The sequence below is a fragment of the Neobacillus jeddahensis genome, from assembly GCF_000612625.1.
In the GTDB taxonomy this organism is placed as follows: Bacteria; Bacillota; Bacilli; order Bacillales; family Cytobacillaceae; genus Neobacillus; species Neobacillus jeddahensis.
Window position 1 is genome coordinate 1 of record NZ_CCAS010000030.1, and the last position, 23,972, is coordinate 23,972.

Sequence of the window (23,972 nt, forward strand, 5' to 3'; positions counted from 1 at the left end):
AACAAATCACATCGTCGCTCAAATGCGACTTTATAATCATATCAAGTTACTAGCGTAATGTCAATAACTTTTTTTAAATTACTTTTTGTTTCTAAGTTACTGTGTCAGCAACAGATATTAATATACCACCATTAAAAGCAAGGCGCAATAGCTTTTTACGTTTTTTTTGTTATTCTTATAAAATATATTTATTCAGACTCTTTTGGTATAAAAGTGCAAGGAGCCTGGTGCTGGATAATTCTCGAAGCAAGTTTATACCTTTTCTTTTAAAGAAAAAAAGTGTCAGGCAGCCCGACACTTTTTTGAACTATTAGCGATGACGCATCAATGGGAATAATAATACATCACGAATAGACGGTGAATTAGTTAAAAGCATAACGATACGGTCAATTCCAATACCTAAACCACCTGTAGGAGGCATACCATATTCTAACGCTTCAACAAAATCTTCATCCATCATATGTGCTTCATCATTACCTTGCTCACGTTCTTTTAACTGCGCTTCAAACCGTTCTCTTTGATCAATTGGATCGTTCAGTTCCGTAAAGGCGTTAGCATGTTCACGTGCAACAATAAATAACTCAAAACGATCAGTGAAACGAGGATCCTCGTCGTTCTTCTTCGCAAGTGGTGAAATTTCTACTGGGTGACCGTAAACAAAGGTTGGTTGGATTAATTTCTCTTCCACCTTTTGTTCAAAGAATTCATTAACAATATGTCCATAAAGCATATTATCGTTAATTTCTACTCCATGCTCTTTTGCAAGCGCACGCGCTTCCTCCACACTCATTTCTTTCCAGAAATCCGCACCAGTATATTCTTTAATAGCATCTACCATATGAAGTCTCTTCCACTCAGGTTTAAGATCTACTTCATATTCGCCATATTGGATAGTTGTGGTCCCAATTACTTCTTGAGCAATATGAGCAATTAAATTTTCCGTTAGACTCATGATGTCACGATAATCAGCATATGCCTCGTAAAGCTCAATCATCGTAAATTCCGGATTATGGCGGGTAGATACACCTTCATTTCTAAATACACGGCCAATTTCATAGACTTTTTCTAGTCCGCCGACGATTAAGCGTTTTAAGTGTAACTCAATCGCAATCCTCATAAACAAGGGCATATCAAGGGCATTATGATGTGTAATAAATGGACGGGCCGATGCTCCACCTGCAATGGCATGCATCATCGGTGTTTCTACTTCTAAATAACCATGGTCATCTAAATAACGACGCATAGATTGAATAATACGGCTTCTAGCAATAAACGTTTCTTTGCTTTCCTGGCTCATGATCAAATCTAAATAGCGTTGACGGTAGCGTTGCTCTACATCCTTCAAACCATGGAATTTATCTGGCAGCGGACGCAGTGCCTTTGTCAAGAATACAAAGTTCTCAACTTTCACCGATAACTCGCCTACTTTAGTTTTAAAAAGTGTTCCAGTTACACCGATGATGTCACCTAAGTCGACTGAATCAAATACTTTATATTGTTCTTCACCGACTGCATCCAGACGAATATAAACCTGGATTTGGCCTGTTAAGTCTTGGATATGAGCAAATCCTGCTTTTCCTTTACCACGCTTTGTCATAATTCGACCTGCAATAGATACAGCGATATTTTTTGTCTCGACTTCTTCTTTTTCTAGCTCACCGTATTGCTCAATTAATTCATTTGTGGAATGTGTACGATCGAATCGTTTACCAAATGGATCTAGTCCATTTTCACGCATGGTGTTCATTTTTTCTCGTCTGACCAAAAATTGGTCATTTAATTCTTCCTGGCTCATGCCTAATTCAACTCCATTACTTTCTTTATTTATGTAAAACCTAAAGAATACAAGCCGATTTTTTTACATACTATATTATTTTACACAAACTCGACAATTCAGACATCAAAAATGTTCATACATAGAATAAAAACTGCCAGATTTTCTACTGGCAGCAACAATCATAAACAAAAATAAATTTAAATATGAGTGAAACAGCAACTTCAATCATTAAAAGTATCCTTTACCCAACGATCAATTGACTTTGCTCTTTTTCCTCTATCTCTCTTACTAAATCATTTAATAATGTTACAAGATGATCTCTTGTATCACACTCATTGATGGCATTACGCACTTTCCCATTACCAGGTACGCCTTTTAAATACCAAGCAGCATGCTTACGCATTTCACGGACCGCAATGCCTTCATTTTTTAAAGCAATCAAGCGATCTAAGTGAAGAATACACACGTCAATTTTTTCGCGAGCAGATGGATCTGCCATTAACTTCCCTGTTTCTAGGTATTGCACAGTTCGATAAATCATCCATGGATTTCCTAATGCCGCTCTTCCAATCATAACTCCATCGACACCCGTTTCCTCTAACATTCTCTTAGCATCCTGTGGTGTTTGGACATCGCCATTCCCGATAACCGGAATGTTAACAGATTGTTTGACTTCACGGATAATATCCCAATTTGCAGTTCCTTCATACATTTGCACCCGCGTACGGCCATGAAGTGCTACCGCTTTTCCTCCAGCACGTTCAACAGCTTGGGCATTTCTAACCGCATAAATATGCTCCTCATCCCAACCCATCCGCATTTTTACTGTAACAGGCTTCTCTACCTCAGCAACAACAGCAGAAACCATTTCATAAATCTTATTTGGATCAAGCAGCCATTTTGCCCCCGCATCGCATTTTGTGATTTTTGGAACAGGGCAGCCCATATTGATATCAATAATATCGGCATTCGTATTTTGATCAACAAACTTAGCCGCAGCGACAAGCGTTTCTTTTTCGCCACCAAAGATTTGTAAGCTTAGCGGTTTTTCCCGTTCGTCGATATAAAGCATATTCATGGTTTTTTCGTTTTTTAACACAATTCCCTTATCACTTACCATTTCAGCACAAACTAAACCAGCGCCAAACTCCTTTACCGTTAAGCGGAATGCAGAGTTACAGACACCTGCCATCGGCGCCAAAACAACAGGATTCTTTATTTCAACATCACCAATCTTTAACATTGATTAACCACCTATACATTTCTAGAATTTTAACTTAAACCTCGGAAAACATGGCCAATCATTCATAGTTAAACAGCTGCGTTTCTATTCTTTCGGCGCTAAATCATCTATACTAACTTTTAAGGAATGAGCGATTCTCTCAAGTAACTCACTTGCTGGCAAGCGATTTCCTCTTTCAATCTCTCCTATAATGGATACAGATACACCTAATTCCCGCGAAAAGCTTTCCTGCGTGTAACCTTTTAGCTTCCGATATGCTCGTATCCGTCTTCCCCATTTTTCCGCTTCCATATTCGGACTCCTTCTTTATCAGGTAATTCATCTATCAATAAGTTAAGGGGTTTATCAACCCCGGGTATCCTATTAGCAGCATTAATTTCCGTAAGTGGAATCAATACAAACGCTCGTTCTAGCATCCTCGGGTGCGGAACGATTAGCTTCTCTGTTTCAATATTTTCTTGGTTAAAGGTCAGAATGTCAAGGTCTATCGTTCGAGGCCCCCAGTGAATGATCCTTTTCCTTCCAAGTTCAAGCTCCGTTTTTAAGCACACATCTAACAGCTCCATTGCACTTAACGACGTCTGAACCTCGATTACCATATTTAAAAATAAATCTTGGTCTTCATAACCAACAGGATCTGTTTCATACACAGATGAACAATTTACCAATTTGATATTTGAGTAGCTTACTAATTGATTGATGGCACTCATTATATTATCATAACGATTTCCGATGTTCGAACCAAGGGCAATAAATGCTGAATTTTCCACTTTTATCTTCTCCTAGTAATTTCTACTGCAACAGACTGGTAATGACCGGGTATCGGCGGGTCTGGTTTAATCACCTTTACAGTGACATCTGATACGAGAGGAAATTCACTTAGGACGCTAGCGGCAATTTTTTCAGCTACAGCTTCTACTAATTTATACGATTTCCCTTCCACAATATCTTTACACACTTGATAGAGCTCACCATAATTGACCGAGTATTCTAGTTCATCTGTTTCGCCAGCTTTTTGTAAATCAACGGATACGGCTAAATCCACGGTAAAACGCTGCCCTAGTCTGTTCTCTTCCTGGAAGACACCATGGTATCCATAAAACTGCATCTTATTGACATAAATTTTATCCAATCAGTTCACCTTCCCCATCAAGACATCCATCATTTTGGCCATTCTGCTCATTTCTTTCACATCATGAACACGGATGATCTGACACCCCTTTTGAATCGCATAACAGATCGTTGCGCCCGTTCCTTCCATGCGTTCACTCACAGGCAGGTCTAAGGCTTGGCCAATCATTGATTTTCTGGAAGTACCCAATAGAACAGGATAACCGAGCATCACGAATTTTTCTAAGTTCTGCATGGTGATTAAGTTTTCCTGATAATCCCTCGCAAACCCAATGCCCGGGTCAACAATAATATTTTCATCTCTAACGCCTGCTTGTTTGACAATCGCTATGCTTTCATATAGGTCATTTAACACATTACGCATGAAAAAATCATAGTCCCTGTTATGGCGGTTGTGCATTAACACGATAGGGACATCATATTGGGCCGCAACGTGGGCCATTTGATCATCAGCTTTTGCCCCCCATATATCATTAATGATATGGGCCCCCGCTTCGATGGCTTGCTTCGCTACCTCTGCTTTATAAGTATCAATTGAGACGGGAACATGTACACGCTCTGAAATGGCTTGTATGATAGGAAGAACCCGTTCTAGCTCTTCCTCCACCGAAACCGCCGCATGACCCGGGCGTGTGGATTCTCCGCCGATATCAATAATATCCGCACCATTTGCTACCATTTCTTGCGCGTGTTCGACCGCACGTTCTATTTCATTAAATCTGCCGCCATCGGAAAAAGAATCTGGCGTGGCATTTAAAATCCCCATTACATATGTTTTTTTGGTAAAGTCCAAGGTATATGGGCCGCACTGTATTTTCTCTTGTGTTGTCCTCATTCCATATTCCTCCTTTAGCTCGATTCACTATCCTTATCATACATGAAAGATTATTTATTTTACAAAAAGAAACAATCTTTCCCGTGCTGGAAGACTTAATGAATAATTGTTAACCTCTCCCTCAGTCTTCCCACACAAAAGAGGCCTCGGCAATCGCCAAAGCCCCTTCTTATTTATCTATCATTGAACAAAAGTCACTGACCTGTTCTGTTCGCTATTTATTCTGCCTCATATTGGTATAATGGGGTACTTAAATAACGTTCACCATTATCAGGAATAATTGCAAGAACCTTTTTCCCTTTTCCAAGTTCCTTTGCTACTTTTAGAGCAGCGGCGATGGCTGCACCTGAAGATATACCGCCTAGAATTCCTTCTTCTCTCGCCGCACGACGGGATGCTTCGAAGGCCTCTTCTGTACCAATCTGAATCACTTCATCATAAATGTTTGTATCTAATGTATCTGGAACAAATCCAGCACCAAGTCCTTGAAGCTTATGCGGACCAGGGTTGCCGCCTGAAAGAACTGGTGAATCCTTTGGCTCAATCGCATAAATCTTCACTTCAGGGAACTTTTCACGCAACAGACTACCTGCACCTGAGATCGTTCCGCCTGTTCCGATACCTGAAACAAAGGCATCAAGTGTATCCATTTGTTCAGCTATTTCCTTACCTGTTGTTCTTCTGTGTACCTCAGGGTTAGCCTCATTTTTAAATTGTTGTGGAAGAAAATAGCCATGTTCTTTTACAAGCTCCTCTGCTTTGGCAATAGCACCCTTCATCCCTGCTGGACCTGGTGTTAGCACTAATTCAGCACCATATGCACGAAGTAGATTTCTTCTTTCTAAGCTCATTGTTTCTGGCATAACAAAGACAGCATTGTAACCTTTTGCGGCAGCAATCATCGCCAGTCCGATGCCTGTATTTCCACTTGTTGGCTCAATAATGGTATCAACGCCTGGTTTGATTAAACCTTTTTCCTCCGCAGCTTCAATCATCGCTAATGCGATACGATCTTTCACACTGCTGCCAGGGTTAAAATATTCGAGCTTCAAATAAACCTCTGCACTGTTTTCTTCTACTAATCTGTTTAATTTAACAATCGGTGTTTGACCGACTAAGTCGGCAACTGAGTTTGCAACACGAGCCATTAGGGCACCTCTATTCCGAGTATTTTTATTGGATTTATATAAATGAATTTAACAGTTTTATACATGATTTGTCAATTGATTTAGCTTAAAATATTGTGAATAAATCGAAAACTTTTTTAAAATTGTATATTTGTAATTATTTGCTAAATCCATAAAAGAAAACACAGAATTTCTTCTGTGCTTAGTTTGTCTCGTCTTTATTTCCGTAAAACCATTCTACCTTTGCTTCTTGCCAAAATGTGGAAGCAGAAACAGGTGCCTTCATTTGCTCTAGGGCGATTTGTCTGCGAATCTGCGCTTTTACATCCTCAAATGCGTATTTTTTCCCACTTATTTTTCCTTCAAGCTTTACAATTGCATACCCTTGCTCGACTTTTAGGGGCTTACTGTAAGCACCTTTTTTCAGCTTTTTAGCCGTATCAATATATTGTTTAGGATAACGTTCATCCGCTTCGCTTATATAGCCAATATCTCCGCCTTCATTAGCAGAAAACTCCTCGATGGAGCGTTCCATCGCTAGTGTCGAGAAACTTGAACCATTAACTAACTCTTTCACGGTCTTTTCTGCTTCCTTCTTAGTTTTTACAATAATATGCGATAAATGATAAGCAGTAGGAACAGTGAAAAGTTGCTTATGTTGATCATAGTAGCTTTTTAATTCATTCTTTGAAACAGACACATCCTTTGTTAACAGTTCTTCTAAAAGGAGACTATTGCGAATTTGTGCCTTCCACGTCTTCTCATCTTTATTACTATTTGGGCTAAAAGAATTATAGGTGGTTTTCAGCATGCTGAATTCACGCTCAACATCCTCGTTAGAAACCTTAATCTTATACTTAGCCGCCATTTCTCCAATAACCTTCTGATCAATCATATCCTTTAGGACATCTTTTCCGTATTTAGCCTCTAGTTCATTCAGCCAGTCTTGACGTGAGATCGTCTTTTTCCCTATGGTAGCCACAGATTCCTCATTGTTTGCTACACCGCCAGCGTCCGTAGTCCGGCCAAGAAAAAAAGCAATCGTTAAGCAATTAAGCATAATGAGGCCGGCAATTACCATCCATAGCTGCTTTTTCCCCAACTTATTTCTCCTCATGATCAAATTATCTTGCTTCCTTTTTGAGTTCTTCTAGCTCTTCCTTCGAAAACATATATTTTTCATTACAGAAATGGCAATGAGCCTCAGCTTGCCCATCTTCTTCGATCATAGCCGTGATTTCAGCTGCACCTAACCCTGTAATAGCATTGGCAAAGCGCTCTTTAGAACAGTTACATTGAAAGCTCACTGGCATTGTTTCTAATACCTTCACCTGCTCCTTGCCAAATAGCTCCGCAAGGATTTCCTCTGGCGTTAACCCTCGTTCAATTAATTTGGAAATTGGCTCAATTGTTTTTAACCGTTCTTCAAGTGTTGAGATAACTGAATCTGGAGTGCCAGGCATTAATTGAAAAATAAACCCGCCAGCAGCCAAGATGGTATCATCTGGATTTACCAAAACTCCCACGCCTACCGAAGATGGAACTTGTTCAGATGTAGCGAAGTAGTAAGTAAAGTCTTCTCCTAATTCTCCTGATACAAGTGGAACCTGTCCGGAAAAAAAGTCACGCAAACCAACATCCTTTACTACTGCTAACAAACCTTCTGTCCCGACCGCGCGGCGGACATCAAGCTTGCCGTGTTCGTTGGATTCAAAATCCACCTCTGGATTTGTCACATAACCGCGAACTTCCCCTTTGGCATTACTATCCACAACGATTGGGCCAAGCGGGCCACCACCGTTAATTTTGATCGTAAGCTTATCCTCACCCTTGAGCATCGCGCCCATCATAAGCCCTGCCGTCATCGTGCGGCCTAGTGCAGCTGAGGCTGTCCTCCATGTTTGATGGCGTCGTTGCGCTTCACTGATTGTTTCTGTCGTTCGAACGGCATATGCACGTATAGTGCCATCGTAGGCAAGTGCCTTTACAAGATAATCGTTCATTGTCAAACTCCCTTCTAGCTGTCTCTCTTTAGGTTATCCCATGTTTCGTTTATAGATAAGCTGTAAACCCTTCAAAGTTAAAAATGGATCAACCACATCAATAATCGTCGATTCCTGGGCAATCAAATTCGCGAGTCCACCGGTGGCAATCACGGTTGGCTTCTTCCCACTCTGCTCCATCATCCGTTTGACCACACCTTCTACTTGTCCCACATAGCCATAGACAATTCCAGCCTGCATCGCAGCGACCGTATTTTTGCCAATTACCCCTTCTGGACGGGCAATTTCAATCCTTGGTAGTTTGGCCGCACGTGAATAAAGGGCCTCCGTAGAGATCCCAATCCCAGGGGCAATGGCGCCGCCTAAATATTGACGATCCTCATTCACATAGCAATAAGTGGTCGCCGTACCAAAATCAACAATAATGAGCGGACTTCCATACTCATGAATCGCTGCCACGGCATTGACAATCCGGTCTGCACCCACTTCTCTTGGATTTTCATATTTTATATTGAGCCCTGTCTTAATCCCTGGTCCAACGATCAGCGGCTTAATGTGAAAATACTTTTGACACATTCTTTCTAGTGCAAACATGATGGGTGGCACAACTGATGAAATAATAATCCCATCAATATCAGAAAATGTAAGCCCCGAATGATCAAACAATGCTTTTATGTTCATTCCAAATTCATCTTCTGTGCGATTGCGATTTGTTTCAACTCGCCAATGATGTTTAAGTACATCACCTTGATAGACACCTAAGACAATATTGGTATTTCCCACATCAAATACGAAAATCAAATCTATCACTCGCTTTACCATAATTTCTTTTTCCATACACGCAAACATCATAACATAAATTGTTAAAGCATGAAAAAAAGAGCGCTTCAGCGAAGCACTCTTTCTGTAAACTATTTATAGTCTATCTCATCAGATGGCTTATCTAAAAAGGAGTCTTCCTCTTTTTCTAGCTCATCTTTTTTGGTATTAATGTTTACCTTTACATCCTCTGTTTGTTTCGGACCAATCTTCACTTCATCTAAACGAACAGATGAATCTGGCATATGACCATGCTCAACCAAATATTTGATTTGTTCAGCCACGAGTGTTTCTACCTCTAGCAATGTCGTAGCGATGAGATTAAGCTTGTCACGATTTTCAGTAAGGATTTTTCTAGCTCGCTCATAACATTCCTTAATAATGCTTTGAATTTCAAGATCGATTTCGTAGGCAATCGCATCAGAGTAATTCTGTTCATTATGAATGTCACGACCAAGGAAAACCTGACCGCCTTGCGCTTGACCGAATTGTAATGGTCCAAGCTTATCACTCATACCATATTCGGTTACCATCTTACGCGCAATACCAGTTGCACGTTGGAAGTCATTATGTGCGCCCGTACTTACTTCACCAAAAACGATTTCTTCAGCAACGCGTCCACCTAATAAACCAACAATTTTATCAAGTAATTCTGGCTTCGTCATAAAGTAACGGTCTTCTCTTGGAAGCATGACGGCGTACCCACCAGCCTGACCACGAGGAACGATGGTTACTTTATGAACCATATCTGCCTCATCAAGCACTAAACCAATAACCGTATGGCCACCCTCATGGAAAGCAACAATCTTACGTTCCTTCTCGGAAATAACCCGGCTTTTCTTCGCTGGCCCGGCAATAACCCGGTCAGTTGCTTCATCAATATCTTCCATATCGATTTTCTTCTTATTGGTTCGAGCTGCCACTAGTGCTGCTTCATTTAATAAGTTTTCCAAATCTGCACCGGAAAAACCAGGTGTACGCATGGCGATATTTTTTAAGTTGACTGATTCATCTAATGGTTTATTACGAGCATGTACTTTTAGTACTGCCTCACGTCCAATTACATCTGGACGATCAACCGTAATTTGACGATCAAAACGTCCTGGACGTAATAACGCAGGGTCAAGAATATCAGCACGGTTTGTTGCTGCAATGATAATAATTCCTTCATTTGCGCCAAAACCATCCATTTCAACTAACAATTGGTTCAAGGTTTGTTCACGTTCATCATGACCGCCACCTAGACCAGCACCACGCTGACGTCCAACGGCGTCAATTTCATCGATAAAAATGATACACGGAGCATTTTTCTTCGCGTTTTCAAATAAATCACGAACACGGGAGGCACCGACCCCAACAAACATTTCCACAAAATCAGAACCACTGATCGAGAAGAATGGTACGCCTGCTTCACCGGCAGTAGCCCGTGCTAGCAACGTTTTACCGGTTCCAGGAGGTCCTACAAGCAGGACGCCCTTTGGAATTCGAGCACCTAGTTCAGCATATCGACGAGGGTCTTTTAAGAACTCAACTACTTCAACCAATTCTGCTTTTTCTTCATCAGCACCAGCTACATCTCTAAAACGAACCTTTTTCTTTTCATCGTTATAAAGTTTCGCCTTAGATTTACCAAAATTCATAACACGACTGCCGCCGCCTTGAGCTTGGTTTAACAAAAAGAAGAATAAAATAAAGATAATCACGAACGGAATAATGGAAGTAAAGAAGGTAACCCAGCCGCTTGTTTCTTTTGCCGGCATCACTTCCACTTTTGAGTCTGCTTTATCAATACGGTCAAGAATCTTCTCGCTGTTTGGAATGTAGGTTATGAACTTTTTACTCTTCGCTTCAAGTTCACCGCGAACCTCATAAACCCCACGTTCTGGCTGCATAGAAAATGACTTCACTTCACCATTTTCTAATTGTGTAACAAACTTATCATATGAAATCTGATCTGTTGGTTCATTGTTTCCATTGAAGAAACTCACCACGCCAATAATGACTAAAAATATCAATAAATAAAAGATGGTATTACGGAAAATCCGATTCATCTCTTACCTCCTCCCACGGGTAAAAACTATATTAAATAGTATCATAGAAAATCTTACTAATTCAAGGAATTACTCTCATTCGTAAGGGCTTTGAAGGACCTAAACCAATGGACGGAATGAGCCTTCTGTTGTGGTATTACTTATTGATTATTGCTATAAACTTCTGGTTTTAACACGCCAATATATGGAAGGTTTCGATATTTTTCAATATAATCCAATCCATACCCTACAACAAATTCATCAGGAACAATAAATCCTACATAATCTGCTTTAATCGCACTTTTTCTTCCAGTAGGTTTATCAAGTAAGGTAACAATTTTGATTGATTTTGCCTTCCGGTAACGGAATAAATCCACTAAATAACTGAGGGTTAATCCACTATCGATAATATCCTCAATAATTAATATGTCCCTACCTTCGACAGAAGTATCTAAATCCTTTAAGATTTTTACTTCGCCTGAAGAAACAAAGCCAGTACCATAACTAGAAACATCCATAAAGTCCATTTCAAGATAGCAGTCCATGCGTTTTAGCAGGTCCGCCATAAAAGGCATAGCTCCCTTTAACACGCCAATCGCGAGTGGGAATCGATCTTTATACTCTTCTGTTAGTTCAGCCGCTAACACTTGGATCTTTTCTTGAATTTCTTCTTCTGATACTAAGACCTTTTCAATATCCTGATTCATCATAAAAATGTGCCCCCTAGAAGATCATTACTTATTATATGTGAGTTGAATATATTGTTTTGCAGATGCATCTATACCTTCGAAGGAAGATCTTTTCAGACCTGGTAACCAAATAATATCTTCTCGGTCTGTCACAACAGGCCAACTATCTCTGTCCTGTGCAGAAACCTTTTGATCAATAAAAATATCCTTTAATTTTTTCGATCCATGTGTTCCTTTCAACGTCATTCGATCGCCTTTTTTCCTCGTACGGATGATAATCGGCCATTTAATACGGTTTGTATTAAAAACGGCTGTATTATGCCGGGTATCTGAAATTCCCTCATCTATGAAATTTATACTTATGCTCTCTCCAGTTGGTAGTACAATCGTCCCAGGTTGATTTATTTCGAAATAATAGGGTTCAGCAGTTTGCTGATGGAATTGGAACGATAACTGGAAATAGGAGCGAATAAGCTTCAATCCATTTGGGAAATCAAGTTTCCCTGAAGGCTCCGGATGATGAAGTAAGACAAAAACTTGATCGATATGTATAGCAGAAAGAGAAGCTGGTTTTTCCTTGTAAAGATAGTTTAATATTAGTTGAATACCTCTCCTTTGTAAAGGTAAAGGCATCATAAGAAATCTTTTGATGTCAATAGTAATTTTGTCATCTGCCCTTTTTGTCATGACTGTATTCAACCGTTCAACAGCTAATTCCTGAAGAAAGGCTTCATCACTTTGCAGTTCTTCACTAAACCGCTGAAAATGTTCATGAACATGACTATTTTCTGTCTTCAAAAAGGGTAGAACGTGTTTACGAAATCGATTTCTGCTATAAACACTTTTCTCATTACTTGGGTCTAACCGAGGTGTAAGATGATGTCTTTGACAATAATCTCGAATCTCATCCTTTGTGACGCCCAAAAATGGTCGAAAGATTGTACCCTCATGAAAGGGTCGTAAAAACGGAATGCCCGCTCGAGCTTTTCCACTACTTCCTCTTGTCAGCCGCATCAGCATGGTTTCTATCTGATCATCACCATGATGGCCAAGTGCTAAATATGAGGCATCGTACTTTTTCATTACTTGTTGGTAAAAATCATATCTTACATCTCTACCTGCCACTTGAGAGCTTTTTCCTGTTGCTTCCATTATCTCTTTCACATTGATTTGGAGCATTTCGAAAGGAATTCGGTGTTGCTCACAAAAATCTTTGACGAACAGTGCATCTAAAAAGGACTCCTCTCCGCGGAACATATGATCAACATGTGCGACCACGATGGACAGCTTCCTTTTTTCTTTGTTCATAAGTAAGAAGTGGAGCAACGCTAAAGAATCCGGACCTCCTGACACACCTACTACGATTTTTTCGTCTTCGAGTTTGAACGAGTGACGGTTAAGAAATGACTCAACCTTTGGTTCCAACATCATAATTGCACACTTTCTAAGGCATATTTTGTACCCATTTAAAAATTGAATACCAATAGCTTACCACTTTTAAGAATAAACTATCAAAGTATTGGTATTGTAAATAAGTTAGAATTTTTTCCATTTTTATAGCAACCTTATTTAAATAAAGATAAAGCTTTCTATTAATACGGACCAACTAGCATTTAGTTTCATTTTATTACGGTAAATTATTAAAAGTATACCAAGCATATAGTAAACCTAGAACAACAGCGATAAAGAAAAATTCCATCCACCCACTCTTTTTCTTCTTTCGTCGGTACGTCTGTCTTGTGACAGTTGCACTTTTCTTTGTGTTTTTTTGTTGCGTTTGTTTTAACGATTGGTTGCCTACCCCCGCGGTACGCGGGGAGATGGCCGGCTTTTCAACCATCGTATCCAATAAATCCGTTCTCATTTGCCGGGCATTTGCGTAATCTCCCTGCAGTGCTTTAACGATGACCTTTTCAACCTTCAATAGCTCTGGCTTTTGGCGAATGGCCTCTTTTAATTGCTTAAGTCCACCAATCGTTTTGGTAAAACGTTTTGGATAGGCGGTGTTAATCATAATCATCGCAACGGCAAATAAATCATAAGACGGTTCTGCCTTTCTTGTCCCTAAACCCCAATAGCCTCTGTCATAAAACTCGGTAAATTCCTTAATTGCCCTTCCTTGTATGGTCGTTCCGCCCACATCGATGCACCTTATTTTAGGTGGAGGACCCGTCACAATGAGATTTTCTGGTTTTAAATCACCAAACACCCATCCTGTTGCATGAAGAAGATCCAAATCATTGAGCAGCTGCAAAAATAAAACACTTGTCCATGATTTCCCCTTCATTTGAATAAAAGCAAGAAACTCCGGACCTTGAATATATTCCATTACATAAAAAGAGATTCGTCCTCCATTACTTTGCCAATCATCGACATCAAGCAAAGAAGGTCCGAGGGAGTGTCCCTGGACCTTTGCAAAGGATTTTAACACATTGACCTCTGAGGTGATTGACATACCGTTATCACTCATTTTCAAAGCAACATGAGTATTTTTATGCTTGGCAAGGTAAACGACCCCGTTTGCACCAAATCCTAGTTCCTTTATGATCGTATAGGTTTGTGAATGCCATTTTCCAGTTATACTTGTCCCGGGACTTACTTTACATTGACTCTTCAAAGTATGATTCATCATCACGTGAAAGTAGACTCCTTAATGATGGTTTTTGATTAAACGCTGACAAGGCTGTTTTTAGTGCCGGTCCCGTTGGGGTAATCCCGCCTGTCGACAACTGCGAAAATACGCTTGTCAAAACTTGTAACTTCGGTGTCCAATCCAGCAATTTTTCGACATCATTCTTTTTCCCGGGAAATACGTAAACAGAAAATTGATTATCACCTGAACGAGCGTTTAAGCTTAGAGATAAATCAAGGAGCGCCTCTTTAACCGTTGGAAGCTTATGCTTCATGCTGGCACTTGTATCGACAAGAATCAACACTTCTAATTCGACAGTTTCTCCTAATTCATCCACGACCTCCATGACTTCCCCACGTTTCTCTGGTGGTAAATCTTCCATTGTTTGTGACCGTCCCAATATTTCCTGAAGTTGACGGTTCACGACACCTTGAATGGTTTGATTCATGGCCTTACGGGTGACCATTTGAACAGTTTGCGAGAGCCGCTCTGCATAGACGATCTGACTGACTCCGCCACCCGACATGGCAATCCCTTCAATTTCGGTTATTCCCTTTTCATCAATCACGTCCTGCTCCATTACCCCAATGACATTTACCGTAATCCCTTGTTCATTTGCAAGTGCAGCCATGGCAATGGGGTCGTCTCCTTGGTTTGAGCACCCATCAGTAATCAGTAATATTTGCCGTATTTTCCCTGTGTACATAACCTTCTCCCTCCACTTCATGTATTGGTACCATTTTCGACGTGTTCAAGGTGATTTATACATATTTACGGGAAGACCGTGCAAAATAATCAGTTAAGCCTGGCGCTTTAGTTTATGAATCGGAATGGTCGCCCACTTTGGTGTATTATGCTTGATCTTCGCAACCGTCACAGTCATATCATCATCAATTAATCCGGACCGCGAGCGAATGACCTCCTCCATTATTAAATCCGCTACCTCTTGTGGATCATCTGTTTCTAATTCTTGTACCTTGCGCTTCATCCATAAATCATAATTTTCCACATGCTTTGGTCCTTCAAACACCCCATCGCTCATCATAATCAGCAAATCCTCTGCTTTTAATTGCTCGCTCACGACATCTACCTCAAACTCTTGGAGAATTCCCATTGGCAAATTACTGGCCTGAATTTTAATGACTTTATTTCCCCGTTTGATAAAGCTCGGGGTGGAGCCAATCTTCAGGAATTTCGCTGAAGCATTTTTCAAGTCAATCATCGCTAAATCTAATGTGGAAAAAATCTCATCTGTCGTTCGAAGTGAGAGAATGGAATTCACTGATTTAATCGCGACCTTTTCTTCTATACCTGATTGTAGTATTTTTTGCAGTAGCTTAAGTGTCTCTTTACTTTCATAATGGGCCCTTTCCCCATTGCCCATTCCGTCACTAATCGCAATCGCATACTTTCCTAAGCCAAGTTCAATCGTCGAGAAGCTATCTCCTGATATTAAGCCGCCATCCTTAGCTGCATGGGCTACCCCTGTCTCAACTGTAAAGGCCTTGGATGATCGGAAGGTAACCTGACACTGTCCGTGTGGGACGGTAGCGCATTCCTCCTTGTTGACGATAATCGTTTCTCCAAGAATATCGGATAGCATTGGGGCAATTAACTTTTCACACTCACCGTGGCCATTACAGAAAGGGACCGCCATTTCAATATCAACATTTCCTTGTTCGAGACTATAGATTTCTACCTGTTCAATATGGATGCCAAACTCTTGGATGGCCTCCATGATTTGCTCTTCCTGCTTGTGATGATTCTCCCTTTCACGCTGAATCTCCTTTGCGAAGTTATCCATGACTTCCGATACACCTTGTAGTTGTTCTGCCACTAGTTTTCTACTTTCCCGTACTTGCTTCTTTAATCGTTGATTGGCTTGGAAAAAGGTTAATTCTTGTCCAATGGTTTCATAGACTTTTTTAGATCGGGTGCAATGCTTTTCCCATTCCCGAGATAGCCTTAATGAGACATTCCCATCATTTTGATCCATTTCATGAATAATATCTTCAAGGTAGGCATAGGTTGTATTAAAATTCTTTGCCCAGCATTGTTCCTTTTTAAAGCAAGTTTGGCACGTTCGTTCCGTAACATTGCTCATAAAGTAATCCATTTCCCGTTTGTCATCCTCTTCCTCCGGCATCACTTCCATTTGCGAAAAACTTTTCGAGAGAGCATCGAACACGCCTGAAAATTGTGAAACCCGCTGCGCTGTCACATCGCGCATTTTGCGCATATATTTTTGCTGCTCAGCTGTAAACTCAGGTGTACCAGGAATATATTTTGCTAATCTAGAAGTTAACGCTTGTGGTGTTAAGAGGAAGAGAAAGATCGCGGCTGAGCTCTCCAATACCGTTTGTAGGATCGAGCCTCCACCCTCCCCATACATACCAATCAACAGGGTCGCGATAAATAACCCAATGGAGACGCCTATCTTTTTCCCTTCCTTCAATAAGCCGCCAAGCACCCCCGAAAAGGCTAATAGACTCATATGATAAAAACTTGAGACACTGGCAAGACTGAAGATTAACCCTGTTACTACCCCCACGGTGGAGCCGATTGTAGCCCCGGCAATAAAGGAGAAAACTAATACCAAATATCTTGACATAATATGTTCAATCGACAAATCATAAACCTTCCAGCCGATCGTTCCCGACAAAATAGAAGCAAGCATGATGATTAAACAAACAATTTCTTCTGTTTTTAAAAGCTGCCTGCGTTTATGGAACGTCAACAGGGGTATGCTTTGTAAAAAAATTAGCGTCAATATAAATGCTAGACTTGCTTGAACGCCGACCATTAGTAAATCATATAAGGTCAGTTGGTTAGATAAAATAAAGGACTCTGCCAGCTTCCCTACACCAAGAATAATTCCGACGAAAAATGGCAAAGAGCGCATTTCATTTGTCAGCCATTTTTGGCTTATTCGGAAAATCACTAAAAATAACACAGTGTCAATAAAGGTAAAGGCAGCATTGCCCAGTGAAATAGTTGCTGACCCAACAATCAGGCCGATCAATGCAAGAGGGGCCCGGTCTCTTTTGATTAAATAGACGGAGGCAAAGAAAGGAAGACAAAATGGGGTTAACTTCGCCAAAATTAAGGCTCGTCCAAGCAGAAAGCCCACTAACAGTAAGAGATAACCCTTTTTTATAAAAAAGGACTCAAGCATGAATTGAATTTTCTTTAGTCCTCTCCCCATATCCCACTTAGAAGAATGAAGGCTGACTTCTCCGACCGGCTCTATGAAACTCACGTTTGTCTTTTCCATAAATCACACTCCCTATTCTTTTATCGTTGCCCACTATTATAATTTCTATTGGTTTAGAAGTTTGTCAAAATAGTGAACATATTCTAAAAATCGTTCGACGGTTTCCACTATATTCAACCAAATAATATCGAATAACAGGGAAAAGACAGTAGCTCTAGCCAGTTTGCAAACCCAAAACTCAATTGAACACAAAAAAGACAAGTCAATGTCGACTTGTCTTCTACTATTGTTTAAAGTGAAACCTGCTATATCGATGAATAGTGTGCAGCAAGTTAACCCCGTCTAGCTCCTCTTCCTCCACGCTTGGACTCTGTGTTTCGCTTTAAGGAAGTTAAACGATCCTCGCTATCTTTTAGGAATTTTGCCATTTTTGATTCAAAATTTTCTGGTCTAGCGTTATTACGGTCGTTTGGTCTACCTTGACGAGGGCGTTGTGAATGTGAGTTCGAATATTGTTTCCGTTCAGGCTCTGGTCGATCTTTTGCCTTCTTAATCGATAGCCCTATCTTCCCATCTTTCTCAACATTAAGGACTTTTACTTCCACTTGGTCACCGACCTTTAAATGGTCATTGATATCCTTCACATAATTATCAGCAACCTCACTGATGTGAACAAGTCCAGTTGAGCCATCTGGCAGCTCCACAAACGCTCCGAAATTTGTAATTCCTGTTACCTTTCCTTGTAACTTGCTGCCTACTTCAATTGACATAAAAAGAATGTTCCTCCTTAAAATGTAAAAAATCAATCTTACTCTATATTATACAGAAAGTAAAAATTCAGTGTCAATAACTCGTGAAGTTGTTCAATTTTCCTGCTTTTCGTCAGGAATATTAAAAATAATTTCATTCTTTTCCGAGAAAAAGTACTCTTTCCTTGCCAGCTTTCCAATGTAATCATCATCATTTAACTTAAGGATATCCTCATTCAGAATATCCTGCTGCTTTTTAAGATCAGCAAGCTGATGATCAAGCTGTTTCTTTTTTGCTATCTTTGCCTCGAGTTTAGCGGTCTGGGAAATGTTACTTGAAATCATAAGATAAGCTAGTACAACAGCAAAGACAAGAAATAATGATAATCGTCTCATCAATAATTTTCTTTTCCTGGCTGAAGCAATTTCCGCATATTCCTGCTGCTCGACATAGGTGGTCTGGATCTTAGATACATTTTTTTTCCGTTCTGCACCCATTTCCCTTCCCCTCCTTTACTCGTTTCTTTTCTTCCATTTATCTATCCACTTATAAATATAATTCCTTATTTTCATTAAATTTCCTGCCGTTTTATTATATAACTTCTCGACGCTTTTTTTAATAACTTTCGGCAAAAGTTTCCAAAATAATAGCAATATTTTCTGCAATGGAACAAAAAATATTTTCAATACCCATAATAATACCTTCAAAACAAATTTGACAAGGGTGAATAGTCCCCTGCCAAGCGTAAGAATAATCATGATTATTAGTTGGATTAGCCCGACAATAGGTTTATAAATGAGGAACAGGAAGGTTTTTTTCAAAAATCTATACAGCCCAATAATGGATCGAATAAGTGCCTCAAGAAAGCGCAGATAGATCCCTTTAAATAAGCCTTGGTAGGCAGCAAAACCACATAGAAGCGCGATAAAAATATAAAATCGTAATTCGCCATTGTTCACTAAGAACAATGTATAAAAAATAATTAAGGCTTGAATGACCCAAAATAATAAATCATTAATGAAGACAATCCAAGCCTTTTGTTTAGGTCGATTTAAAAAACGTTGATACGTATCAAACATGGCGCCAAACAATGACCCCATTCCAATCATCGAAAGCATGGTGAGAAATTGCGTTGACAGAGTCATCGGAATAACTTGCTAAAGAATCCTTTAGCCTTCTCCCCATGCTGTTCATCCAGGTAGACTAAATCAAATATCTTCCCTTTTATGGCGACAATTCCCTTTTCGACATCAAGATTTTTCATCTGCAGGTTTTGTCCCTTGATTGCTAAAAATCCCATTGACGTTTCCAGTAAGAATTCCTCATTATCAAAGCTTTCGACTTGTTTAACCCCGGTAATTTCAAGCAGCTTTCTCCCTCTCATGATGACATCATGATCTGGAACATTGCTCTTTGGTGGATTGCCTTCATAGTATTGGTTCATCCTTCATCCCTCACAATCATTTGTACAACCCTTTTGTACATTTGTATGAGCGGGAGAGGGGAATTAGAACAAGCTAATCTTAGAGACTATCGTTCGAGCCCAATTTCTCTTCTTTTAAAATTGTAAACATCTCGGCGGCTTCATCCTTGCGAGATGTTTCTTGGATCCGATCAATTCTTGCCGTTACCTTCCGCTGGCCCAGGCGAATCGTTAATTCATCGCCTACCTTTACGGTCGTGCTGGCCTTAGCCTCTTTCCCATTCACTTCGATTCTCCCTTGATCCGAAACTTCCTTTGCCAATGTGCGCCGTTTAATCAACCGAGAAACCTTTAAAAATTTATCTAATCGCATATTTGAATACCTCCTATAGTCCCTTTGTCTTTGCTTCATCCCAATACAGATCAAGCTGGTCGAGCGTATGTTCAGCAAATGATCTGCCGCTTGCTTGGACCATTTTTTCTACGTAGTGGAACCTTCTTGTAAACTTTTCATTTGTTTCAAATAAAGCTTCCTCTGGATGAAGCTTCAAGAATCTCGCTACATTCACAAACGCAAACAACAAGTCACCAAATTCTTGCTTCGCCCGTACAAGCCCGTCATCTGTACCATCCAGCTCCGCAATAAATTCATCGAGTTCTTCTTTCACTTTCTCCAATGCAGGGGTTATTTCCTGCCAATCGAAGCCAACCTTTGCAGCCTTCTTTTGCATTTCATACGCACGCAGCAAATTAGGCTGGGCCTTTGATACACCTTCAAGTAGGGAAGCGGCAGCTTCGCCTTTTTCCTGGTTCTTTATCTCTTGCCAATTTTGCACGACCTCGTCAGCATTGGCCGCCTTCCCTGTACCAAACACATGTGGGTGGCGGCGGATCATTTTCGCTGATAACACCTCAATAATGTCATCAATCGAAAAATAACCGTCATCCTCACCAATTTGAGCATGGAGCATCACCTGCAGCAATACATCACCGAGCTCTTCGACTAAGTTATCAATATCCTCATTATTGATTGCTTCAATCACTTCGTATGTTTCTTCAATCAAATACCTTTTTAATGATTCATGGGTTTGTTCCTTATCCCATGGACAACCATTCGGTCCTCTTAATACGGCAATGATCTCCCTGAGCTTAGCAAAATTCTTCAAAAGAATTGATTCTTCCTGCACTGGTGGAATATAGACAGAGGTTAAGTTATTTATGGTAACATTTCGGTCCAACTCGTATAAGGGTACTTGTTGAATCACTTCCTGGCTGCTTCCAGCTGCCGTTACGATTGTGACCGGGTAATCATCCGGTAATTTTTCCATTAAAGTAAGCTTTACATTGGAGGCAATAAATTGATCGTATACCTGACTAATGAAGATATGCTGCTCGATTTGCAGCTGGCTTGCCTGGAGCGCCGTGCCATCAAGGAGCTGAAATCCTTCTACTGGATCAATCTTTAATGAAGTAAAAATAGCATCAATGAAACTTTGTCCTCCACCGATGATAATGTCCACGTTCTTCTTCGGACCATATTCCAATAAGAGCTGGACAGCTCGCTCTGCCACAAGAGGATGACCGGGAACCGCATAAATAACCGATTCATTTTCTGCCTTTACTAATAAAGTCTGGGCAATTTCTTCATAAACTGCCTCAAACTGGTCATGTTTTTCATAGACTGCATCAAAGGAGGTATAGACCAACCCTTCTTTTTCTAAATCGGCTACAACCGGATGTTCCTTTGTTCGTAAACACAAAGGCTTCCCACTGTGAAGTAATTTCTTATAAACTCCAACCGGCAGCTGGTCTAAATCGCCCGCCCCTAATCCGATAATTTCAATGTTATTTCCCATTGTTTAACTCCTCTCCTTTCGCGCTAAAAGATGTATTAGTTTACTTCCAAGCGGGAATAATGCCAGTTCTTCCTCCCGAAATACGCTATCGCGAAGAACGATGTACAAAAACAACAAACCACCGATTGTGACGGCGCTTAACGACTGCAAAGCAGCCCCAAGTCGGTCCAAGCCAAGAAAAGTGACAGCCACATCCGTTATGTAAAGATAGCCTTTTAATACAAGTACCATCACAACTGTGGCGGTTAGCACGGTCCGGATAAATCCAAATGGCAATAGGGATCCGTTTGTCATTTTTCTTAAGCGCATAAATAATAGACTCACGACGAGACCTAATGTCAATAGTGAAGAAATCGCCGCTCCCATTATTCCGCATAATGGAATAAGCAGGACATTGAGAAAATATTTAACTGGAAAAGCTGCTATAACAACAAAAGCGGGAAAAACAAGAATGCCCATCCCCTGCATAACCGCTATGACCGTTGAAATAATCGACGTAAACAGAATAACAAAACTCAACACACCTAATACGCTGGAACCTGATTCATTTTCAAACAACATCGTATTGGTTGGTTCCATAATAGCCCATAAACCCGCTGCCGCACCAGATCCCACCACGATACTTACCTTTAGTACTAGTTGAATTTTATCACGCAACTCCTCAGGTTTAGCTGCCAAACGGGTCCGGCTAATAAGGGGAACAAGCGCTAACGACATCGATGTCGCTGCCACTGTGCCTAACTGGATTAACGGTTGGCCACGATCAAAAATCCCCTTGACGGTTTTAGCAAGGTCCGGCCCCATTCCATCTGCTACGAGTAAAGAGTATAGATTTAATGAATCTGCTAACTGAATAAAGATCATCAGCATCCCGCTTATACAAATCATTAAGCCTTGAAAAATAAGGGCTTTAATAATTTCTTTGACCTCCACAGCATAACTTTGAAGGATCCCGCGGCTCGGCATGATTACTTTCCATTCTTTACGGACCAGTAAGAACATAAACAGAATAAGGCCAGAAATAATACTGCCTGTGATCGAGCCAAACATGGCCCCGCCACCGACAAGATAGAGGGAATAACCTTTTTCGATAAAAAGATAGGATAAGAAAAGTATCGTCAATACTCGAATCGTTTGTTCTCCCACTTGCGATAGTGCAGTTGGAACCATATCACCGCGCCCCTGGTAGTAACCTCTTAATAAGGAAACCATCGGAAAGGTTAAAAAGACGATTGAAACAACCCTTATTAGGATCGCTAACTGGGGATCGTTCATCCAACGGGCAATCCCCTCCGCCCCGACATAAAGAGCAAGGAAACAAATAACACCAAATACTTGTAAAAAAAGAAACGATACAAAAAGAAGCAGACGTGACTTTTCAGCTTCGCCTTTTTCCCTCTGTTCTGCATAAAGCTTGGAAATCACAACTGGAAAGCCTGTAGTTGCTAGTACCATTGCCATACCATAAAACGGGTATACTTGCTGATATATGTAAAATCCGATATCACCGACAATATTTTGAAAAGGGATCCGGTAAAAGGCGCTGAGGACTTTCGTCAAAATCGCGGCAATCGTTAGAATGAAGGCCCCTTTAAAAAACGTATTTGATTGAATGGAGGACTTTTGCAAATGATCACCTCTTAAATAAAAGTGAAACTTCAAGGTATTATAGCACATAAAAAAGACAGCTTGCGCTGCCTTTCGTGTAAATTTGATATTTGTCTATCACTGTTCCTTAGAATATGAAGCTTCTCGTTTTCTATATCATGATTCCATTTGTCGAGCTAAGAACCCAGCAGCGGTTTCAACCGCCTTCTGTTCAACTTCTCCGAGGGTTCCTTCTCTTGAGAAAATAATAACAGCCCCGATTGGATCACCATTTGCGATAATAGGGCCAATGGTGTAGGATGATACCGTTTCATCATTCCCGTCTGCCAAGGCAATGTCGCCCTGCTGGGTATGGAGAACCGAGTTGCGTTCTTCCATCGTTTTTTCTACTAAATCACTGATATTCTTGTTTAAGTAATCTTTTTTAGATCCACCCGCAAGGGCAATATACGTATCACGATCACAAATTAAAACAGGATTACCGAGGCTATCAAATAGGGCTTCTGCATATTCTTTGGCAAAATCGCTTAATTCGCTGATTGGTGAATACTTCTTTAAAATGACTTCCCCGTCTCGATCCACAAAAATCTCTAACGGGTCCCCTTCACGAATACGTAAGGTTCTACGTATTTCTTTGGGAATAACAACACGACCCAAATCATCGATTCGACGAACTATTCCAGTTGCTTTCATCCAATGTTGCCTCACTTTCATCTGATGATTTTTCAACTTGGTGATTGATCATATTCTTAGAATTTGATAACTGTCTAGCTTCAGCGCCTAGGAGTCCTAAGCCAATCCGTCAAGGAGGCTAAAAAACAGCCTTCTCAATGGC

General features: G+C 40.4%; 24 protein-coding genes. All 24 read right to left on the minus strand.

The features are described from left to right. Nucleotides 1-310: 310 nt before the first annotated feature. The 24 genes from lysS to spoVT all read right to left on the minus strand — a co-directional run bounded on the left by lysS (nucleotide 311) and on the right by spoVT (nucleotide 23,830). Entirely contained in the window at nucleotides 311-1,795 is a 1,485-nt protein-coding gene (gene lysS / locus TY15_RS13715) for a lysine--tRNA ligase (protein WP_040206520.1), read from the minus strand. Nucleotides 1,796-2,018: 223 nt separating this feature from the next. Further along, a complete protein-coding gene (dusB, locus tag TY15_RS13720; protein ID WP_040206521.1) occupies nucleotides 2,019-3,020 on the minus strand; it encodes a tRNA dihydrouridine synthase DusB in 1,002 nt (333 codons plus the stop codon). Nucleotides 3,021-3,104: 84 nt separating this feature from the next. Further along, nucleotides 3,105-3,311 carry a helix-turn-helix domain-containing protein gene (locus TY15_RS13725; RefSeq protein ID WP_040206524.1) on the minus strand — a complete coding sequence of 69 codons (207 nt, stop codon included), beginning with the start codon at nucleotides 3,309-3,311 and terminating at the stop codon, nucleotides 3,105-3,107. Beyond that, complete coding sequence (folK, locus tag TY15_RS13730; protein ID WP_040206526.1) at nucleotides 3,263-3,790, minus strand: 2-amino-4-hydroxy-6-hydroxymethyldihydropteridine diphosphokinase; 528 nt, start codon at nucleotides 3,788-3,790, stop codon at nucleotides 3,263-3,265. The genes TY15_RS13725 and folK overlap by 49 nt, the downstream gene beginning before the upstream one ends. A 2-nt stretch (nucleotides 3,791-3,792) precedes the next feature. Continuing rightward, complete coding sequence (folB, locus tag TY15_RS13735) at nucleotides 3,793-4,152, minus strand: dihydroneopterin aldolase (protein WP_040206528.1); 360 nt, start codon at nucleotides 4,150-4,152, stop codon at nucleotides 3,793-3,795. Next, nucleotides 4,153-4,986, minus strand: coding sequence for a dihydropteroate synthase (gene folP / locus TY15_RS13740; protein ID WP_040206529.1), 834 nt, complete (start codon nucleotides 4,984-4,986; stop codon nucleotides 4,153-4,155). It lies immediately after the preceding gene. A gap of 218 nt (nucleotides 4,987-5,204) precedes the next feature. After that, nucleotides 5,205-6,134 carry a cysteine synthase A gene (cysK, locus tag TY15_RS13745; RefSeq protein ID WP_040206530.1) on the minus strand — a complete coding sequence of 310 codons (930 nt, stop codon included), beginning with the start codon at nucleotides 6,132-6,134 and terminating at the stop codon, nucleotides 5,205-5,207. Between the two features lie 181 nt (nucleotides 6,135-6,315). Further along, nucleotides 6,316-7,215: a peptidyl-prolyl cis-trans isomerase gene (locus TY15_RS13750; RefSeq protein WP_040206531.1), complete on the minus strand. Its 900-nt coding sequence runs from the start codon at nucleotides 7,213-7,215 to the stop codon at nucleotides 6,316-6,318. Nucleotides 7,216-7,237: 22 nt separating this feature from the next. Next, entirely contained in the window at nucleotides 7,238-8,116 is an 879-nt protein-coding gene (hslO, locus tag TY15_RS13755) for an Hsp33 family molecular chaperone HslO (protein WP_040206533.1), read from the minus strand. A 33-nt stretch (nucleotides 8,117-8,149) separates the two neighbouring features. Further along, nucleotides 8,150-8,917 carry a type III pantothenate kinase gene (locus TY15_RS13760; protein ID WP_179301813.1) on the minus strand — a complete coding sequence of 256 codons (768 nt, stop codon included), beginning with the start codon at nucleotides 8,915-8,917 and terminating at the stop codon, nucleotides 8,150-8,152. Between the two features lie 110 nt (nucleotides 8,918-9,027). After that, nucleotides 9,028-10,986 carry an ATP-dependent zinc metalloprotease FtsH gene (gene ftsH / locus TY15_RS13765; RefSeq protein WP_040206534.1) on the minus strand — a complete coding sequence of 653 codons (1,959 nt, stop codon included), beginning with the start codon at nucleotides 10,984-10,986 and terminating at the stop codon, nucleotides 9,028-9,030. Between the two features lie 140 nt (nucleotides 10,987-11,126). Beyond that, complete coding sequence (gene hpt, locus TY15_RS24930; protein WP_455326433.1) at nucleotides 11,127-11,672, minus strand: hypoxanthine phosphoribosyltransferase; 546 nt, start codon at nucleotides 11,670-11,672, stop codon at nucleotides 11,127-11,129. A 27-nt stretch (nucleotides 11,673-11,699) separates the two neighbouring features. Then, nucleotides 11,700-13,082, minus strand: a complete 1,383-nt coding sequence (tilS, locus tag TY15_RS13775) for a tRNA lysidine(34) synthetase TilS (protein WP_040206603.1) — start codon at nucleotides 13,080-13,082, stop codon at nucleotides 11,700-11,702. 199 nt (nucleotides 13,083-13,281) lie between these two features. Next, nucleotides 13,282-14,286: a protein kinase domain-containing protein gene (locus tag TY15_RS13780; protein ID WP_040206536.1), complete on the minus strand. Its 1,005-nt coding sequence runs from the start codon at nucleotides 14,284-14,286 to the stop codon at nucleotides 13,282-13,284. After that, nucleotides 14,255-14,992 (minus strand): vWA domain-containing protein, encoded by a 738-nt coding sequence (locus TY15_RS13785; protein ID WP_040206537.1) that lies wholly within the window; start codon nucleotides 14,990-14,992, stop codon nucleotides 14,255-14,257. Before TY15_RS13785 ends, TY15_RS13780 begins: the two co-directional genes overlap by 32 nt. A 93-nt stretch (nucleotides 14,993-15,085) precedes the next feature. Beyond that, nucleotides 15,086-17,560, minus strand: coding sequence for a stage II sporulation protein E (spoIIE, locus tag TY15_RS13790; protein ID WP_040206538.1), 2,475 nt, complete (start codon nucleotides 17,558-17,560; stop codon nucleotides 15,086-15,088). Between the two features lie 272 nt (nucleotides 17,561-17,832). Beyond that, nucleotides 17,833-18,270 (minus strand): S1 domain-containing RNA-binding protein, encoded by a 438-nt coding sequence (locus TY15_RS13795; RefSeq protein ID WP_040206541.1) that lies wholly within the window; start codon nucleotides 18,268-18,270, stop codon nucleotides 17,833-17,835. 93 nt (nucleotides 18,271-18,363) lie between these two features. Next, nucleotides 18,364-18,747: an FtsB family cell division protein gene (locus TY15_RS13800; protein ID WP_040206543.1), complete on the minus strand. Its 384-nt coding sequence runs from the start codon at nucleotides 18,745-18,747 to the stop codon at nucleotides 18,364-18,366. 15 nt (nucleotides 18,748-18,762) lie between these two features. After that, the gene (gene yabQ, locus TY15_RS13805; RefSeq protein ID WP_040206546.1) at nucleotides 18,763-19,395 is read right to left on the minus strand and encodes a spore cortex biosynthesis protein YabQ; all 633 of its coding nucleotides are present in this window, start codon (nucleotides 19,393-19,395) and stop codon (nucleotides 18,763-18,765) included. After that, complete coding sequence (gene yabP, locus TY15_RS13810) at nucleotides 19,392-19,694, minus strand: sporulation protein YabP (RefSeq protein WP_040206547.1); 303 nt, start codon at nucleotides 19,692-19,694, stop codon at nucleotides 19,392-19,394. Before yabP ends, yabQ begins: the two co-directional genes overlap by 4 nt. Before the next feature lie 79 nt (nucleotides 19,695-19,773). After that, complete coding sequence (locus TY15_RS13815) at nucleotides 19,774-20,046, minus strand: RNA-binding S4 domain-containing protein (RefSeq protein ID WP_040206548.1); 273 nt, start codon at nucleotides 20,044-20,046, stop codon at nucleotides 19,774-19,776. Between the two features lie 13 nt (nucleotides 20,047-20,059). Then, nucleotides 20,060-21,529: a bifunctional methyltransferase/pyrophosphohydrolase YabN gene (gene yabN / locus TY15_RS13820; protein ID WP_040206551.1), complete on the minus strand. Its 1,470-nt coding sequence runs from the start codon at nucleotides 21,527-21,529 to the stop codon at nucleotides 20,060-20,062. Between the two features lie 3 nt (nucleotides 21,530-21,532). After that, a complete protein-coding gene (locus TY15_RS13825) occupies nucleotides 21,533-23,158 on the minus strand; it encodes a putative polysaccharide biosynthesis protein (protein WP_244440933.1) in 1,626 nt (541 codons plus the stop codon). 135 nt (nucleotides 23,159-23,293) lie between these two features. Further along, on the minus strand, nucleotides 23,294-23,830 hold the full coding sequence (spoVT, locus tag TY15_RS13830) for a stage V sporulation protein T (RefSeq protein WP_007084190.1): 537 nt from the start codon (nucleotides 23,828-23,830) through the stop codon (nucleotides 23,294-23,296). Nucleotides 23,831-23,972 lie beyond the last annotated feature (142 nt).

Excerpts from the sequence above, each read along its gene's own strand:
- lysS (WP_040206520.1), bottom strand. The coding sequence starts at position 1,795 with ATGAGCCAGGAAGAATTAAATGACCAATTTTTGGTCAGACGAGAAAAA.
- dusB (WP_040206521.1), bottom strand. The coding sequence starts at position 3,020 with ATGTTAAAGATTGGTGATGTTGAAATAAAGAATCCTGTTGTTTTGGCG.
- TY15_RS13725 (WP_040206524.1), bottom strand. The coding sequence starts at position 3,311 with ATGGAAGCGGAAAAATGGGGAAGACGGATACGAGCATATCGGAAGCTA.
- folP (WP_040206529.1), bottom strand. The coding sequence starts at position 4,986 with ATGAGGACAACACAAGAGAAAATACAGTGCGGCCCATATACCTTGGAC.
- cysK (WP_040206530.1), bottom strand. The coding sequence starts at position 6,134 with ATGGCTCGTGTTGCAAACTCAGTTGCCGACTTAGTCGGTCAAACACCG.
- hslO (WP_040206533.1), bottom strand. The coding sequence starts at position 8,116 with ATGAACGATTATCTTGTAAAGGCACTTGCCTACGATGGCACTATACGT.
- ftsH (WP_040206534.1), bottom strand. The coding sequence starts at position 10,986 with ATGAATCGGATTTTCCGTAATACCATCTTTTATTTATTGATATTTTTA.
- hpt (WP_455326433.1), bottom strand. The coding sequence starts at position 11,672 with ATGAATCAGGATATTGAAAAGGTCTTAGTATCAGAAGAAGAAATTCAA.
- tilS (WP_040206603.1), bottom strand. The coding sequence starts at position 13,082 with ATGTTGGAACCAAAGGTTGAGTCATTTCTTAACCGTCACTCGTTCAAA.
- TY15_RS13780 (WP_040206536.1), bottom strand. The coding sequence starts at position 14,286 with ATGATGAATCATACTTTGAAGAGTCAATGTAAAGTAAGTCCCGGGACA.
- TY15_RS13785 (WP_040206537.1), bottom strand. The coding sequence starts at position 14,992 with ATGTACACAGGGAAAATACGGCAAATATTACTGATTACTGATGGGTGC.
- spoIIE (WP_040206538.1), bottom strand. The coding sequence starts at position 17,560 with ATGGAAAAGACAAACGTGAGTTTCATAGAGCCGGTCGGAGAAGTCAGC.
- TY15_RS13795 (WP_040206541.1), bottom strand. The coding sequence starts at position 18,270 with ATGTCAATTGAAGTAGGCAGCAAGTTACAAGGAAAGGTAACAGGAATT.
- TY15_RS13800 (WP_040206543.1), bottom strand. The coding sequence starts at position 18,747 with ATGGGTGCAGAACGGAAAAAAAATGTATCTAAGATCCAGACCACCTAT.
- yabQ (WP_040206546.1), bottom strand. The coding sequence starts at position 19,395 with ATGACTCTGTCAACGCAATTTCTCACCATGCTTTCGATGATTGGAATG.
- yabP (WP_040206547.1), bottom strand. The coding sequence starts at position 19,694 with ATGAACCAATACTATGAAGGCAATCCACCAAAGAGCAATGTTCCAGAT.
- TY15_RS13815 (WP_040206548.1), bottom strand. The coding sequence starts at position 20,046 with ATGCGATTAGATAAATTTTTAAAGGTTTCTCGGTTGATTAAACGGCGC.
- yabN (WP_040206551.1), bottom strand. The coding sequence starts at position 21,529 with ATGGGAAATAACATTGAAATTATCGGATTAGGGGCGGGCGATTTAGAC.
- spoVT (WP_007084190.1), bottom strand. The coding sequence starts at position 23,830 with ATGAAAGCAACTGGAATAGTTCGTCGAATCGATGATTTGGGTCGTGTT.